Source organism: Cohnella terricola (assembly GCF_007786475.1).
GTDB lineage: Bacteria > Bacillota > Bacilli > Paenibacillales > Paenibacillaceae > Cohnella > Cohnella terricola.
The window spans coordinates 299,154-314,989 of record NZ_VNJJ01000003.1 but is presented as its reverse complement, the minus strand read 5'-3'; the positions used below and the strand labels follow the sequence as shown (position 1 = coordinate 314,989).

The following is a 15,836-nucleotide window of genomic DNA, read 5'->3' as shown; positions in this document are numbered from 1 at the left end:
TGGAGATGAAAGGGAAATCGATAGGGCCAGCTCCGCTCCCCCGCTACAATGAAATCAGAAGTTCGATTGCATGGAGGAGAGGGAGAATCATGACTGAAATGTTAAGCGTGCGCCAATTAAACAAAATATACGGAGGTAAAGTGCCTTCGCGGGCGCTGACGGACATCAATCTGTCGATCGGGGACGGAGAATTCGTCGGGATCATGGGTCCGTCCGGTAGCGGTAAAACGACTCTGCTAAATCTGGTTGCGGCGATCGACGCGCCCACGACGGGCGAGGTGCTCATTAATGGGAAGAACCCGCACAAGCTGAAGAAAAGCGAACTAGCGCGCTTCCGGCGGCGGGAGCTTGGATTCGTATTCCAGGATTTTAACTTGCTCAACACGCTGACGGTAGAGGAGAACATCGTTCTGCCGCTTACGCTCGAAGGCGAACGCGTAAGAACGATGGAAGAGAAAGTTACCGAGATCGCGAAGAAGCTGGGCATCGAATCGATTCTGAAGAAGCGCACGTACGAGATCTCGGGGGGACAGGCGCAGAGGACAGCGATCGCCCGCGCGATGATCCATTCGCCGAAGTTTCTGTTCGCGGACGAGCCTACGGGCAATCTCGACTCGAAATCGGCCAAAGATGTCATGGAAATTCTGACGGCAATCAACCGGTCCGAACGGACGGCGATGATGCTCGTCACTCACGACGCCGTGGCCGCGAGTTACTGCCACCGGGTCATTTTCATCAAGGACGGCCAATTGTTCAACGAGATCCATTGCGGGGATAGCCGGCAGGCGTTCTTCCAGAAAATCATCGACGTGCTGTCGTTGCTGGGAGGGAACGCGCATGACCTTTCGACAATTCGCGTTTAACAACGTTCTGCGCAATAAGCGCACGTATGCGGCTTATTTTCTGAGCAGCGCGTTCTCCGTCATGGTCTTCTTCGTATACGCCATATTCGCATTTCATCCCGATATCGCAGGCGGCAAGTTCAACCCGAATATCGCGACGGGCTTGCACTTCGCGGAAGGCTTGATCTACGTCTTCTCGTTTTTCTTCGTCCTTTATTCCATGAGTGCGTTCCTGAAAACAAGAAAAAAGGAATTCGGGCTGATGGTCATGCTCGGAATGACGAATACGCAGCTCAGATTGATGGTGTTCCTCGAGAATGTATTGATCGGCTTTGGCGCGACGATCTCGGGCATCGGTCTGGGACTAATTCTAGCGAAGGTCATGCTCCTCTCGGCTGAGAATCTGCTGGACTTGGAAGAAACGCTGCCGTTTTATTTGCCAGGCAAAGCTCTTGCACTGACGTTCGCGGCGTTCTTGGTGCTATTCGTCGTCATTTCGATGTTTACGGTCGTCATTCTAAGGGGCCACAAACTCATCGATCTGATTAAAGGCAGCGCCATGCCGAAAAAGGAGCCGAAGTCTTCGCTCCTGCTGTCCATTTTCTCAGCATTGCTGCTTGGCGCCGGATACGCGATCGCGCTTAGCGTCAAGGGGACAATGGTGGTCGTCGCCATGATTCCGGTTACCATGATGGTCATCGTCGGTACTTATTTCTTGTTCACGCAGCTTAGCGTTTACGCGATCAACAAAAGCCGCAACAAGCGCTCGTTCTTTTGGCGCAAGACGAACATGTTGTTCCTGTCCGACTTGGCCTATCGGATGAAGGATAATGCGAGGACGTTCTTTATGGTGTCGATTCTATCGACGGTGGCGTTCGCGGCGATCGGTTCGCTGGTCGGGTTCAAAACAATGAGCACGAATTTGCTGCTGAAAGAGAATCTGTTCGCGCTAGAGTACACTTCCTACAGCGGGCCTGACGCGCAAGCGAAGCGGGACGTTGAAACGATCCAGAACGCTCTTCAAGCTGATAACTTCGACTATCGGATGCTCCAATCGGTCATGATCGAGCAGAAAGCGGATAATTCCGACAAGTCGATATTTATCGTTAAAGCTTCTGAATTCAACGAAATCGCTGCAGCCGCAGGAGAACAGCCCGTCCAGTTGAAGGACGGCGAATCGATGCTGATCTATTACATGAACGAGTTAATGGGCAAAAATGCGACCAATGCGTACCCGGTAAGCCTTGCAGGGAATGGAATCGAGCTGAAGCCCGTCGGCAGCCAATCTTCGCATGCGTATCCGATGTACACGGATTATTATGTCGTTGCAGACGAGTTATACGGAAAGCTGGCGCAAGCGGATATGAAAACGCGAGCGTTCTATTTGTTCGACGTGCCGAACCTGAAAGCAACGAAAAACGTCGGGAAAACGCTCGACGAGAAATTCGCGAAAGGTGACAATCGTTTCATGTCGGTCGCTTACAACTTGTCGATTATGAATCAAGCGTACGGTGTCGTCTTCTTCATCGGCCTGTTCATTGGAGCGGTATTTTTCGTTGCTTCCGGAAGCTTCCTCTATTTCCGCCTCTACGCGGATATGCCGGACGACAAACGCAAGTTCTCGGCGATCACGAAGCTGGGTCTGACCGACCGAGAGTTGTCCGGAATTCTAACGAAACAACTGTTAATTCTGTTCTTCGTACCGATTGCGGTAGCCTTCGTGCACGGTGCGGTCGCATTAACTTCCATGCAGAATATGTTCGGCTATTCGCTGATGAAAACTTCTCTGACGGTTCTTGGAACGTTCGTGCTAATCCAGTTGATCTATTTCTTATCGATCCGCGTCCGTTATATTAAACAAGTTCGGGCGTGATCTTAAAAGGTCCATATGACAAATCGAGCACTCGCGATCATGAAGACGACGCGAGTGCTCTTTTTTCATCTTGGAAGCCTATTGTTGTCCATTGCCCGTCATCTCCGCATAGCTCTTTTGGCAAACCATGTTCGAGATACGGGGCACGTTAACGATGTCGCCCGCCTGTAATTGATTCGGATTGGTCAGGTGCGTATTGGCTTCTTCCAAAATGGAGGAAGGCATGTTGTACTGATGTCCGATAGATGGCTCAATTGGTTACGAATTCGTCAAAAGAGATGCTAAAAGCAATTCAAATAATACGGACAAATCGTCATGTATATAAATAGGTTATGGCGTATACGAAGGAGGGGGACAAGATCGATCATTCAATCGGAAAAAGTGTTCCCAGAAAGGAAACAGGGGAGAAGGTCGCCGGTTTAGCCCGATATGTTCAAGACTCCTCGAGATCGGGACTTTTGCATGCCCGATTAGCCGTAAGCCCTCATGCTCACGCCCGAATTAAATCGATGGATACTTCGGAAGCTTTGAAAGTACAAGGGGTACTAGCAGTCTTAACCAGTCAGCATTATCCAGTATTGTCCGGATCGCCATTAGCGGACCGGCCAATGCTCGCGATCGACAAAGTGAGATATTTCGGCGAACCGATCGCCCTTGTCGTCGCGGAGAAGGAATACATAGCGGAAATGGCGGCTCTTCGCATTAAAGCGGATTATGAGCCTTTACCGGTCGTCCATTCCCCCAGCGAAGCCTTACGCAAAGATTCTCCCCTCATTCATGAACATCTTGCCAAGTATAAGAAGCATGAACAAGTTTACCCGGAGCCGGGGACGAACATTGCGAACCGTACCCGAATACGAAAAGGGAATATGGAGGAAGGATGGAATAAGAGCGAGATTACCGTTGAAGTCCAAGTAACAATGCCACAATCGGACCACGCCGCGATAGAAACGCGTTGCAGTACTGCCGAAATTATGCCCAGCGGAAAAACGATCATACATTCCACCTCTCAGTCTCCATATATAATCCGGATGGCGATCAGTCAATCGTTTCATATTCCGCTTCATCAGGTCATCGTTCATACCCCATTAGTCGGAGGGAGCTTCGGCGGCAAGTCCGCCATTTATACGGAGTTGCTTGCCTTTATCGCTTCTAGCGCCGTTGGCGGAAGAGCCGTAAGATTGGTCCTTCCCAGAGAGCAGGATATGGTCTCCGCGCCGGTTCATATTGGATTGGATGCCCGAATCAAGCTGGGCTGTACTCGCGAAGGAAAAATTGCGGCCACGGAAATCTTACATCTATTCGACGGCGGGGCTTATTCGGATCGCGGGGCGGTTATGAGCCGAGCTGGGGCTACCGATTGCACGGGGCCATATCGGATCGATAACGTTCAATGTGACTCCTTATGCGTGTATACAAACCATCCCTATTCGACTTCATTTCGAGGATTCGGCCATCCGGAACTGACATTTGCGATGGAGAGAGCGATCGATTTAATGGCGGCTCGAGTGGGCATGGATCCTTTGGAATTTCGCTTTCATAATGCCATAGGCCCGGGAGATACGTCTCCGACGCAAACAGATCTGAATAAAAGCAATTTAGGGGATCTGCCTATGTGCATTGCAAAACTTAAAGAAATCATCTATTGGGATTCGCGACCCCAAGTACAAACAAGCGGTCATCTCGTCAAAGCGACAGGGGTCAGCTGTTTTTGGAAAAATTCGAACACGCCGTTAAATGCCGGAGCGGGAGCCGTCGTTATTTTTAATTCGGACGGGAGCGTTAATCTGCTATGCGGCGCGGTGGAGATCGGTCAAGGCACAAGAACGGCGCTGACTCAAATCTTGGCCGAACGGCTTGGCATGGAAGAGCGGAGGATTCATATCTCTACGGACGTCGATACCGAAACCGATCCATGGCTTTGGAAAACAGTGGCGAGCCGAAGCACTTTGCTGTCCGGCAACGCCGTTCTAAAGGCCGCTGATGATGCGATTGAGCAGCTCAAAAACATGGCTTCGATCATTTTGGAACGCACACCGGACGAGCTGGCCGTCGGAGGGGGAAGAGTCTTCGTAATCGAGCACCCCGGTATCGGAATCGAGATTGCCCAAATCGTCGACGGATACAAGGACTCGACAGGAAATATGATCGGTGGGCAAGTAATCGGCCGCGGAAGCTATACGATGCCCGATCTAACCTTATTGGACCCCGAAACCGGTAAGGGGAAAACCGGACCGGAGTGGACGGTGGGGGCTCAGGCGGTCGAAGTGGAAGTGAATAAGAGAGACTACTCCTATCGAATCGTGAAAGCGGCAACGGTTATGGATGCGGGCAAAGTGATCAATCCCGAAATGGCCCGAAGCCAAATTACTGGCGCCATGAGTATGGGCCTCGGACTCGCGAGCAGGGAAGCCTTTCTGTTTGATCCTAACGGAGCCGTATTAGACTTGCAATTTCGAACCTATAAACTGATGCGCTACGGAGAACAGCCCGAGTATTCGGTCGAGTTTGTCGAGACGCCTCATTTGGAAGCGCCTTACGGCTTGCGCGGAATAGGCGAGCATGGCCTGATCGGCATGCCGGCCGCACTGGCGAACGGCCTATCGGCCGCGACCGGTGCGAGCCTTAATCGATTGCCGTTGACGCCGGAATCGATCTGGAGAACGGTTCATGATTCCGTTTGACTTCGAATATTACAAACCGTCATCCGTGCGGGAAGCCGTGTTATGGTTTCAGCAGTTGCAAGTGCAACGAAAAAATCCAATGTATTTCTCCGGCGGGACGGAGATCATCACATGGGCTCGAAGGAACTCCATCCAGCCGGGTGCCGTCATCGACTTGAAAGCGATCCCGGAGTGCGGTGTCATTGGTTTTCATCAAGACCGGTTGATTCTCGGTTCCTGCGTTTCGTTGTCCGTTCTATCCTCCGCGAACCCGTTCCCGCTGCTTAGTGTAACGGCTCTAGGAGTCGCCGACCAAACGGCGCGAAATCAAATTACGCTCGGAGGGAATATTTGCGGCAAAATCCATTTCAGGGAAACCGTTCTTCCGTTGCTCATGTCCGACAGTCGTGTGATTTTGGCGGGGGAAAAAGGCGCGAGAGAGGTTTCTATTCATGAGGTTTTCTTGCATCAAATCAAGTTGGAAAAAGGCGAATTTATCGTTCAGATCCTGATCGAACGCGAATATCTATCTTTGCCGTTCTTTCATGTGAAAAAAAGGCAAATCGGCAACGTCGGCTATCCTCTTGTTACGATGGCCGCTCTTAAGAAAGACGAGCGGACTCGTACGGCATACAGCGGTGTTTGCGTATTCCCATTTCGATCCATCGAGATCGACCAGGCACTGAATGACGCGACGATCCCCTTGACGAACAGGATCGAACAAGCGATCGGCAAGTTGCCTGCCCCGGTTGTGACCAACGAAGAAGGATCCGCCGCCTATCGGGAATACGTGCTTAAACAAACGATGGCAGAAGCCGTGATTACTTTGGAGGGTAGGTGAACGATGCCGACTACCGAACCGGTTTATTATTCGTTGACATGTTACGTGAACGGCGAGCGGCAAACCCTTCGCGTAAGAGCGGCGAATACGCTATTGCACGTACTTCGGGAAGATCTCGGATTAACGGGTTGCAAACCCGGATGCGAAAATGGCGATTGCGGCGCATGCACGATATTGGTGAACGGGCTGCCTATCAAATCTTGCCTTATGCTTGCGGTGGAAGCCGAGGGTCTACAGATGACGACGATCGAAGGTTTGAGGAATTCGCCAGTCTTGTCCGTTTTCGCACGCAAGCAAGCCTTCCAATGCGGATACTGCACGCCGGGTTTTATCGTGAATTGTCATGGTTTGTTGTCCGCTCATCCAGACGCGAATGTAGAGACGATTCGGTTCTGGCTCGAATCCAACATTTGTAGATGTACGTCCTACGAAGAAATCCACGAAGCGGTACAGGCTGTATTTTGTGCCGAAGAAAGATGCAAAGCCGTCATCCTTCGGGAGTTAAGGAGGGGCAGATATGGAAGAAATCCATCTTATTCTGAAAACCATACAACAGACCGATGAGCGAAGCGTGCTTGCGACAATCATACATGTGGAAGGAAGCGCCTACCGCAAAGAAGGGACATCCATGTTGTTTCTTGAAAACGGAACTCAGATCGGGGTTCTCAGCGCGGGGTGTCTGGAATCGGATCTCGCTGCCCGCGTACCGGAATTATTGGCTTCAGGCGATTCACGCGTGTTTGCATACGATATGGATTCTCCGGACCCGCTGTCCTGGGGGGAGTCTCCTGGATGCGGCGGGGTAATCCATGTGGCAATGGAACCCGTTGACGCTAAGCTACTGAAACATTTAACCACGTTAAAAAACGAGTTGGATCGTGGATCCCGGGTTGTCCACTTCAAAAAGATCAGCCCGGATCGTACTGTTAGCGACTACGGATTTGCGCACGATCTGCTTGAAATGACGGCACCTTTCAAGGATGTACGGAGGAGCGGGATACACGATGTGCCTTCGATCCGGTCGGAAGTATTTTTTCATACTTACATTCCCGTTCCTCGCTTAATGGTTTTCGGCGCAACACCCGATGCCAGACCGCTGGTGTCGTTTGCGGCGGCGACCGGTTTTCACGTTACCGTCTTCGATTGGAGACCTGAATTGTGCCGACAGGAGTATTTTCCGGACGCGATTGCTTTGATTCTGGGTCAGCCGGAAAAATGGACGGACATGACTTCATTTACTCCAGACGATTATGCCGTCGTGATGACCCATCATTTCGAAAAGGACCGGCAACTGATTCGCTTGCTTCGCGAGCGGCCGTTTCGTTACCTCGGCATACTGGGATCGAAAAAACGTACGGAACGTTTGCTAAACGGCGAGCCCGTTCCCGGGCATATTCGTTATCCCGTAGGAATTGCGATCGGCGCGGAAGGGCCGACGGAAATCGCGGTGAGCATTGTTGCGGATTTAATCTACACTTATCGAAAAAACAATACGCGTAAAACTGTTGACCATGCATCGAACTAATTCCGTAGGCGGCATCTACTTGGCGGCGGGCCAAAGCACGCGTATGGGAACGAATAAGCTCCGGCTCCCTCTCGGTTCTAAGCGTTTGGGCAATTATGCGTTAGCCGCTGCCTTAAACTCGCAACTGGAACATGTATGGGTCATAACTGGCGAGGAAGAAGCGGATTGGATAGACAGCGCATTTTACCGGGAACCGGTCAAACGGAAATGGTCCGTCGTTTCCTGCCCTGAAGCCCGTTCAGGACAATCACGATCGCTGAAGTGCGGCGTAGAGGCCGCAATGTCAACGGATTTGAGTGCCGTCATGATTTTGTTAGCGGACCAACCCTGCGTTTCTTCGATGATGATAGACGAATTGCTGGGGCATTATTATGCCGGTCAAGATGAGCGCAATATCGATTACGCAGCCGCGAGCTTTAATGGCTTGGCAAGACCGCCTGTCATTTTCGATCGCCGAATGTTTCCCGAGCTTCTGCGTTTGCAAGGCGATCAGGGCGCTAGATATCTGATCCGAGAAGGGGGATCGGGTGCTCACGTCGACTTCGCGAACCCGGACTATTTTAGGGATGTTGATACGATGGAAGACTATAGTTCGCTGTTAAGGACCTCATTATGGAAATCTTGAACGATTTGTTCAGCATTCGTATACAGGGCAAGCCGGAATTGATTGTTCGCTAAATGAGAAGGCGCTTTAATGCCCAGGGCGGACACACGGGCTCCAAGATCGCTAGCCGCAGGACTCCTCCATTCCTTCACAAGCTCCGCTATCATATTCAGATGACCGCTCCAGTTCCGTTGATCTTCTATCGTAAAAGAGCCGCTTGCCGACCATTTCGTAAATACCCGGATCATATCCGTTAGATTCGCATAGCCTAGCCGAAGCTTGTCCAATTGTTTTTTTAATTGGTTCAAAGTATTGCGTTTTTTGCGGGCGAAGGGATGGTGAATTAAGCTTTGATCGGCTTTTTCAGTTTCAATGGTCGCTTGATGAAGCTTTTGAAATAACGTTTGCAATTCCGCTTGCATGCCTCGGTCTCCGTCAGGGGAACAACCGTTCTCCACCCAGGATGCGGCGAGATTAAATAGTTGGATTAAACGGTCGGCAAAATGCATGATCTTGTCTTTGGCTGTGGCGACGGAATCGGGAGGGAGCAAGATCATCTGGATCACAACGGCGACGACGGCCCCGATAACGGTATCGCGTATCCGATCGAACGAATAGGTCGGCATCTTGTTTTGAAAGTACATCACGAATAAAATGCTAAGCGCGACTTGGATCAGGATCGCGTGATCCAATTTCAGCAGTTTCGCGACAAGTCCCGCGGCGAATAGAAGGAGAGCGATACTCCATGCGTTCAATCCAACGTAAGGTGCTATCCAAGCCGTAAAAAGAACGCCTGCAATCGTACCGAGGACGCGCTGCCAAGCAAATTGCAAGGACTCGTTAACCGTGGCATGAATCGACAAGATGACTGTCAGTGGAGCTAAATAAGGATGCTTGGAACCGGCCCATTCCGCGATTTGCCAGGACAGAGCCGCAGCTAGAGGGATTTTCCATACGACGGCGCTTTGATAGATGAACGCTATCATTTTATTTTTCACTTCGATTGTCCTTTCAAGATTTTCATGATCCGGTGCGAAATATTATTCCATGATCGGAGTTCTTTTATAACGGGAACCCTTTACCCCCTTGAGGAATGCGATTCTAGATTCTCTCATATAGTGAAATAACATCGACTTGTCCTCGACTGCGTTCGTTTGCCCAAATTCGAATTTCCGATAGGGGGCTCCGATTTCTTGGAACATGTAGCCATTGTAGGCATAGGTACGGCCGTTCCGGCTTATGGCCTTGATCAAGAAGACGCGTCCCGCCGTTTGTCCGATGCATTGGCGAGCAGTCCGGATAACGCCAGGTGGGCACAGCGAATATTCGGCCATAGCGGGGTGGATCGAAGGTATACTTGCGATCCTCGGTTATTGGAACCTGCGGCAAGCTGCTGTTATTTACCCTCTGGTGCAGATACAGGCGTTCCAACGACGGAAGAACGCATGGCGATCTACCAACGTGAGGCCGTCGTATTGGCGGCGGAAGCGGCCCGTAAGGCACTTGCGGATAGCAAGAGCCGGCCGGGAGACATCACGCATTTGATCGCGGTAAGCTGCACGGGGATGTTCCTTCCGGGACTTGACGCGGAATTGATCGATCCGCTGGATCTTCGTCCCGACGTTCGGCGAATTCCGCTGACGTTCATGGGGTGCGCCGCTGGTCTGACCGCGATACGGCAAGCGGAAGAGATCGTTCGAAACAGCCCGTCGTCCAAAGTGCTCGTCGTTGCTGTTGAATTGTGCACCTTACATATTCAGCCTTCATTCGAACGGGAACAACTCTTCGCCGCCGCTTTTTTCGGCGACGGCGCATCGGCTTGCGTCATCGGGAAGCCGGACCCCGCAGACGAGGGCAACTTCGGCTTGCGCAAGACGCAGGCGCTGCTGCTGCCAAATACATCGGACAAAATGAGATGGACGATCGGGAATTACGGCTTCCGCCTGTTTCTTTCTCCGGAAATCCCGCGGTTGATCGCAAGAGAAGTCCCCGAAGCTTTACAGTTGTTCTGGGGCTGCGAAGAAATGCCGGAATTATGGGCGATCCATCCCGGAGGCCGGGGGATCATCGATGCGCTATCCGCGGCATTTGGACTCGAAGATTCGCAAACGGAAGCCAGCAGATCCGTTCTACGCCGTTATGGCAACATGTCCTCGGCAACGATATTGTTCGTGTTAGCGGAAATCAGAGAAAGACAGCTTGAGAAAAACGAAGGGATGAAAGAAGGAATCGCCGTGGCCTTCGGACCCGGCATGACAGCCGAAATGATTCGTTTTACCTTTCATCCATGAACCCGGTCCGAGGTCTTCGGCAACGTTCGACCGAGCCGGAATATATGGACGACTTCTCAGTAGGCGGTGAATCGCTCCTGGAAGCGTTCCGGCATTTAAGCAGGCTGAATCGAATATTCGGAGCCCAGAATCCAATACTTTATGGCATTAAATATTTATGGAAACATGCGGGCAAACCGAAGGACTTCACCATCTTGGACATCGGCTCCGGTTCGGGTGACATCAATCTCTCGGTGTTAAAATGGGCGGACAAAAGAGGCGTGAAGCTGAAAATCGTTCTAACCGACGTGACGGAGGAAGCGCGCACGGAAGCGGAACGTCTGTTCCGCACTGATTCGCGAGTTGATTTCGTGCGTCAGGATTTGTTCCGTCCGACCGAGCTTCGGGCGGATATCGTGACCGCTTCGCAATTCGTTCATCACTTTCCTTCGGGCCAACTGCCGTCAATCGTTAACCGAATGCTGTCTCTCTCGAGAATCGGGGTCGTTATCAACGATATTCATCGGCATTGGATTCCGTGGACGGCGGTCTGGATCGCCACGCGAATCGTATCGCGGAATCCGTATATCCGGCACGACGGACCGCTTTCCGTAGCACGCGGGTTTCGAGGAGAAGATTTCCGCCGTCTCTCGCGGCAGCTTGGAAACACGGACATGACATACCGTTGGAGGCCTCTATTTCGTTACGCCGTGATCGTTCCAAAGAGACGGGAGGCCGAGTTTGATGAAAACGGAATATGATGCGGTCGTCATTGGAGCGGGTGTGGCCGGAAGCAGCATGGCGTATGCGCTTGCCCGAAAAGGGTGGGATGTCGCCCTGATCGAGAAAAGCAAATTTCCTCGTCATAAAGCTTGCGGGGAATTTCTGTCCCCGGAATCCATCGGGACGTTGCAAGAGCTTGGATTGGCCGAAGCCGTGAATTCCCTTCGGCCATCTCAGATTATCAAAGCTCGTCTTCATACGGAACGCGGCATATCTCTAGAAATTCCGTTATCCGGCATCGCCCGAGGGGTCAGTCGGCACGCATTGGACGCCCGCTTGCTGTGGTCTGCACAGGAGAAAGGCGTTCGCGCATATACCGGAACCGTAACGGCAGTGAATGAGGTTTCGAACGGACATGCGATCGAGTTTTCTTCGAAAGAAGGGAGAACGAGACTGCATTCGCGGGCCGTGATCGCGGCATGGGGAAGAAACTCCTTGCGTGGCTATCGCGAGGTGAAAAGTAGGCCCACGCGGCGGGTGTATATGGGGATCAAATCTCACTATGTCGGATCGGACTCGGACCCTGTAGTCGATCTTTATTTTTTTCAAGGGGGCTATGTCGGTATCGCCCCGATCGAGGGAGAACGTTTGAACGTGGCGGCGCTGCTCACTCCGGACTTGTTCCCGCGCGACGGTTCGGATGTGCTTCGTCGAATCATGGAAAGCGCCGCAGCCAGAATTCCGGTTCTTCGAAGCAGATTGGAACAGGCGATCGAAGTACCCGGAACCCGCGCGACCGTATATCCGGTCGAGATTCGTCCCGAGCCGAGAGGATGGAACGGGATTCCGTGCATCGGCGACGCGGCTGCAGTCATTCCTCCGTTCTGCGGGGACGGCATGTCCATGGCGCTGCGTTCCGTGCGGCTATGCGCTCCGCTGGCCGATTCCTACTTACGCGGCAAATGCACATACGAGGAATGGAAAAAAGCCTATTCCGAACTGCTCAAACAGCAGTTCTCCGGCGCGCTCAAATGGGGAAGTCTGCTGGAAAGCTTGCTCGCGAATCCGTCTATGACGTCCTGGTTGTTCCGAATGGGGGCGATTTTGCCCGGCGCGGCGAAGAGGCTGGTTCAAGCGACCCGATTGCGATAGTGAATGCGGAAGGGGAGGCTGCCAATGAAGAGACGGGTGGCGGTTACGGGAATGGGGTGTATAACCCCGATCGGGCTGAATAAGGAGATCACTTGGCGCAACGCGATAAACGGCGTATCCGGCATCCGGAGGATAGCGGACGCGCGGACGGAGGATTTGCCGGTCAAGCTCGCCGCGGAAGTCGCCGATTTCGAGCCGCGAGACTGGATGGAAGCGAAGGAAGCGAGAAGATCGGACCGCTTCATCCAATTCGCGCTTGCCGCAGCAGATGAAGCGGTTCGCGACAGCGGCTTGACTCTCGGCGTCAACGCGGACCCGCTCCGCACAGGCGTATGGATCGGCAGCGGAGTCGGCGGTATCCACACGTTCGAATCCGGAATGCGCGAGGCGATTCAGGATGGTTACGAGCGGGTCTCGCCGTTTGCTCTAACCATGTACCTCCCTAACATGGCGGCAAGTCGTGTCGCTATCCGGTTCGGAGCCAGAGGAATTACGGGGTGCACGACCGCGGCGTGCGCATCCGGATCTCAGTCGATCGGAGAAGCGTTCAAAGCCATCCAGAGAGGCGACGCCGAGATCATGATCGCCGGAGGAGCGGAAGCTCCGATATGCAAGATCGGATTGGCTTCCTTCTCGGCGATGAGAGCTTTATCACAGCAGACCGACCCCGCGAACGGTTGCCGCCCGTTCGATCGGCGGCGCGACGGATTCATCATGGGAGAAGGTGCCGGTATACTCGTCCTGGAAGCGTGGGATCACGCCAAGGCCCGGGGAGCGGACATCTACGCCGAATTGCTTGGGTACGGCTCCTGCGGAGAAGGTTACCACATCGCGGCACCTCGCCCGGACGGAAGCGATTGGGCGAGGGCGATGACACTCGCGTTAGAGGATGCTTCTCTCACTCCGGGAAACATTCAATATATCAACGCGCATGGGACAAGCACGGTCTTGAACGACTTGACGGAAACAAGAGCCATAAAGTCGGCATTCGGTTCCCGTGCTTACGATCTCGGTATCAGCTCGACGAAGTCGATGACGGGGCACCTTCTGGGCGCGTCAGGCGCTGCGGAGGCGGTATTATCCGTTCTTGCGCTGAGGGACGGAATCATCCCGCCCACGATCCATTGCGAAGAGACGGACTGTGAACTGGATCTGGATTATACGCCGAATGAGGCCAAGCGAGGGGCACTTCAAGCTGTTATGTCCAATACTTTTGCATTTGGCGGCCATAATGCCGTTTTGATATTCGGGCAAGCCGAGCGGTTCAGAGCATGATCTTCCGCAGATTGACGTCCTTATCGATTAGGCATTCCTCATGGGTCATCGCTTTATGGCTGCTCGTTACGGCGATTTCCGTCCCGTTCGCCGTGCGTTTACCAAGCGTGCTCGGCGATCACGGGCTTACGACCGACGGGCAGTACGCTCAAGTTCAGAAGATGTTGGACAGGGAGTTTCAAATGCCGGACGAGCCGATTGTTCTCGTGTTCGAGAACGTGAAGAGCTTGCCGCACATCGATTTTCAATCGTCCGTCTCCGACGTCTTGGTGCGAATAGGGAGAATCGGCGGCGTGACGATCTCTTCACCGCCGGTAGGCTCGCCGAGGAAGGTGCGCGCAGAATATGTGCCTGCCGTCGTCTCCGTTCTTCCCGGTTCTTCCGGCGATAAGAAAAAGGCGTTAGATCGAATACGAGAAGAGATTTCGGATGCGAGCGGCATCGAGGTCCGAATGACCGGAAAGCCGGTTGTCCAAGAGGACGTAAACCGGTTGAGCGGGAAAGATCTGGCCGCAGCGGAAAGGATCGGCCTGCCGGTCGCTTTCGTATTATTGACTTATGCGCTAGGTGGGGTTGTGCCTGCCATGATTCCCCTTGCGGCCGGCGGTATATCAGTGCTCATGGCGATGGGCGTCATGTACGGGATCGGCTATTATGGCGGACTGTCCTTGTCTGTCTTCGTATACAATGTCATTCCGATGGTGGGCATGGCCGTATGCATCGACTTTGCCCTGCTGATGGTAAGCCGGTATCGCGAAGAAAGCCAACGATTGAGCGTATCCCAAGCCATCATGGCAACGATGGCGACCTCCGGAAGAACGGTCGCGGTATCTGCGGCATGCGTCATTCTGGCGCTGATCGGAACGTTCTATATCCGCATGCCCATTTTCAATTCGGTCGCTCTGGGTACGCTGGCGGTGATCGCGATCTCGCTGCTTGTTAATCTGACCTTCGTTCCGGCTCTTCTATTTGTTTGGAGACAACGTTTCGTTTCTCACCGTACTCGTCGCAGCATTCCTGGTGGAGGAACGAAGTTCTGGCGCGGTTTCGTTGCCACGATGATGAAACGGCCTCTGACAGCGGCCTTTCTTGCGATACTATTACTCACAATCTGCATCTATCCGATTCATTCGATGCAAGTCGGCGTGCCTGGCCCCGAATCGCTGCCGAAAGAGCGGGAAGCGCGACAGGCAGCCGAAGCCGTATCGGACAAGCTTCAAACGAATCGCTTTTCGCAAGCGTTTGTCATCGTAGAAAGCAATCGGGCGACGCGCATCCGGAGCGATCTCGAGCAAGATCCCGCGGTTCTTCGAATTGAATCGGCAAAATCGAATATGGACAATGGGCATTTGCTTCTGACGGTATGGTTGCGGGGGAAAGAGAGCTCGAAGGAAGCCATGAATTGGGTACGTGAGCATACCCTTCGCTATGCCGCCTTCGGAGCGTTAATCGGAGGGGAACCGAAATATCATCAGGAAGTGCATGAAGAAATTCAGTCCCGCATGAAATACGTCCTCTTATTCGTTATCGTCTCCAACTTTATTGTCTTGGCCGCCGCTTTCCGTTCGCTCCTGATCCCGCTAAAAGCGATAGCGATGATTTTGATCGGGATCGGCGCCAGTTACGGCATCTTGTCGTGGCTCTTCCAAGAGGGGAGATTCGGGCTGGAGCCTACCGATATCGCGATCATGATTCCCGTCTTTATTTTTGGATTGGCGTTTGGAATCAGCATGGATTACGGCATTTTCCTGCTGTCGAGAATATATGAGAGATATCGGGAGACGGGGGATCATGAACAGGCTATCCGGGAAGGAATGGCGAGTTCGGGCAAGATCATCGTATCCGCGGCGACGATCATGATCGCCGTGACGGCACCGTTCGCTCTTGCCGGCGTCTCGGGGGTCAAGCAGCTCGGCATCGGTATCGCGACGGCTTTGTTCCTGGACGCGACGATCATCCGGATGGTACTCGTGCCGTCTCTGATGAAATATTTCGGGAAATGGAATTGGTGGCTGCCATTCATGGGAAACTAACCTAATGATCGGTAACCAAATGGCACGATAAAGGA

14 protein-coding genes are annotated in these 15,836 nt (G+C 52.9%); 12 read left to right on the top strand and 2 right to left on the bottom strand.

All coding sequences use genetic code 11. The features are described 5' to 3' along the window. The first annotated feature begins 98 nt into the window (after positions 1-98). Together FPZ45_RS07095 and FPZ45_RS07090 are read left to right on the top strand one after the other, a co-directional pair. Entirely contained in the window at positions 99-863 is a 765-nt protein-coding gene (locus FPZ45_RS07095; RefSeq protein ID WP_144700087.1) for an ABC transporter ATP-binding protein, read from the top strand. Then, positions 838-2,715: an FtsX-like permease family protein gene (locus FPZ45_RS07090; RefSeq protein ID WP_144699847.1), complete on the top strand. Its 1,878-nt coding sequence runs from the start codon at positions 838-840 to the stop codon at positions 2,713-2,715. The genes FPZ45_RS07095 and FPZ45_RS07090 overlap by 26 nt, the downstream gene beginning before the upstream one ends. A gap of 78 nt (positions 2,716-2,793) precedes the next feature. Here the strand turns inward: FPZ45_RS07090 and FPZ45_RS07085 are convergent, their stop codons facing one another. Next, positions 2,794-2,940: a hypothetical protein gene (locus FPZ45_RS07085; protein WP_246120350.1), complete on the bottom strand. Its 147-nt coding sequence runs from the start codon at positions 2,938-2,940 to the stop codon at positions 2,794-2,796. A gap of 107 nt (positions 2,941-3,047) precedes the next feature. Between FPZ45_RS07085 and FPZ45_RS07080 the strand changes: the two genes are divergently transcribed. Genes FPZ45_RS07080 through FPZ45_RS07060 form a run of 5 tightly spaced genes read left to right on the top strand, consistent with a single transcriptional unit; the run spans position 3,048 to position 8,369 of the window. Continuing rightward, positions 3,048-5,399 carry a xanthine dehydrogenase family protein molybdopterin-binding subunit gene (locus FPZ45_RS07080; protein ID WP_144699845.1) on the top strand — a complete coding sequence of 784 codons (2,352 nt, stop codon included), beginning with the start codon at positions 3,048-3,050 and terminating at the stop codon, positions 5,397-5,399. Further along, positions 5,386-6,219, top strand: a complete 834-nt coding sequence (locus tag FPZ45_RS07075; RefSeq protein WP_144699843.1) for an FAD binding domain-containing protein — start codon at positions 5,386-5,388, stop codon at positions 6,217-6,219. The genes FPZ45_RS07080 and FPZ45_RS07075 overlap by 14 nt, the downstream gene beginning before the upstream one ends. A gap of 3 nt (positions 6,220-6,222) precedes the next feature. After that, a complete protein-coding gene (locus tag FPZ45_RS07070) occupies positions 6,223-6,783 on the top strand; it encodes a (2Fe-2S)-binding protein (protein ID WP_144699841.1) in 561 nt (186 codons plus the stop codon). After that, positions 6,737-7,744: an XdhC family protein gene (locus FPZ45_RS07065; protein WP_144699839.1), complete on the top strand. Its 1,008-nt coding sequence runs from the start codon at positions 6,737-6,739 to the stop codon at positions 7,742-7,744. Before FPZ45_RS07070 ends, FPZ45_RS07065 begins: the two co-directional genes overlap by 47 nt. Before the next feature lie 19 nt (positions 7,745-7,763). After that, the gene (locus FPZ45_RS07060; RefSeq protein WP_246120349.1) at positions 7,764-8,369 is read left to right on the top strand and encodes a nucleotidyltransferase family protein; all 606 of its coding nucleotides are present in this window, start codon (positions 7,764-7,766) and stop codon (positions 8,367-8,369) included. Here FPZ45_RS07060 and FPZ45_RS07055 read toward each other — a convergent pair. Beyond that, entirely contained in the window at positions 8,330-9,346 is a 1,017-nt protein-coding gene (locus tag FPZ45_RS07055; protein WP_246120348.1) for an FUSC family protein, read from the bottom strand. The genes FPZ45_RS07060 and FPZ45_RS07055 overlap by 40 nt on opposite strands. Positions 9,347-9,541: 195 nt before the next feature. Between FPZ45_RS07055 and FPZ45_RS07050 the strand changes: the two genes are divergently transcribed. From FPZ45_RS07050 to FPZ45_RS07030, 5 genes are read left to right on the top strand one after another with little or no spacing between them, the layout of a single operon-like run. Further along, on the top strand, positions 9,542-10,639 hold the full coding sequence (locus FPZ45_RS07050; protein ID WP_144699835.1) for a type III polyketide synthase: 1,098 nt from the start codon (positions 9,542-9,544) through the stop codon (positions 10,637-10,639). Positions 10,640-10,683: 44 nt separating this feature from the next. After that, complete coding sequence (locus tag FPZ45_RS07045) at positions 10,684-11,379, top strand: methyltransferase domain-containing protein (protein WP_425456970.1); 696 nt, start codon at positions 10,684-10,686, stop codon at positions 11,377-11,379. Beyond that, complete coding sequence (locus tag FPZ45_RS07040; protein ID WP_144699831.1) at positions 11,363-12,493, top strand: NAD(P)/FAD-dependent oxidoreductase; 1,131 nt, start codon at positions 11,363-11,365, stop codon at positions 12,491-12,493. The genes FPZ45_RS07045 and FPZ45_RS07040 overlap by 17 nt, the downstream gene beginning before the upstream one ends. A 24-nt stretch (positions 12,494-12,517) precedes the next feature. Next, entirely contained in the window at positions 12,518-13,768 is a 1,251-nt protein-coding gene (gene fabF, locus FPZ45_RS07035) for a beta-ketoacyl-ACP synthase II (protein ID WP_144699829.1), read from the top strand. After that, positions 13,765-15,801, top strand: a complete 2,037-nt coding sequence (locus FPZ45_RS07030) for an MMPL family transporter (RefSeq protein WP_144699827.1) — start codon at positions 13,765-13,767, stop codon at positions 15,799-15,801. The genes fabF and FPZ45_RS07030 overlap by 4 nt, the downstream gene beginning before the upstream one ends. Positions 15,802-15,836: the final 35 nt, after the last annotated feature.

Coding starts and splice junctions, on each gene's coding strand:
- FPZ45_RS07040 (WP_144699831.1), top strand. CDS start 11,363: ATGAAAACGGAATATGATGCGGTCGTCATTGGAGCGGGTGTGGCCGGA.
- FPZ45_RS07080 (WP_144699845.1), top strand. CDS start 3,048: ATGGCGTATACGAAGGAGGGGGACAAGATCGATCATTCAATCGGAAAA.
- FPZ45_RS07030 (WP_144699827.1), top strand. CDS start 13,765: ATGATCTTCCGCAGATTGACGTCCTTATCGATTAGGCATTCCTCATGG.
- FPZ45_RS07085 (WP_246120350.1), bottom strand. CDS start 2,940: ATGCCTTCCTCCATTTTGGAAGAAGCCAATACGCACCTGACCAATCCG.
- fabF (WP_144699829.1), top strand. CDS start 12,518: ATGAAGAGACGGGTGGCGGTTACGGGAATGGGGTGTATAACCCCGATC.
- FPZ45_RS07065 (WP_144699839.1), top strand. CDS start 6,737: ATGGAAGAAATCCATCTTATTCTGAAAACCATACAACAGACCGATGAG.
- FPZ45_RS07070 (WP_144699841.1), top strand. CDS start 6,223: ATGCCGACTACCGAACCGGTTTATTATTCGTTGACATGTTACGTGAAC.
- FPZ45_RS07075 (WP_144699843.1), top strand. CDS start 5,386: ATGATTCCGTTTGACTTCGAATATTACAAACCGTCATCCGTGCGGGAA.
- FPZ45_RS07095 (WP_144700087.1), top strand. CDS start 99: ATGTTAAGCGTGCGCCAATTAAACAAAATATACGGAGGTAAAGTGCCT.
- FPZ45_RS07045 (WP_425456970.1), top strand. CDS start 10,684: ATGGACGACTTCTCAGTAGGCGGTGAATCGCTCCTGGAAGCGTTCCGG.
- FPZ45_RS07090 (WP_144699847.1), top strand. CDS start 838: ATGACCTTTCGACAATTCGCGTTTAACAACGTTCTGCGCAATAAGCGC.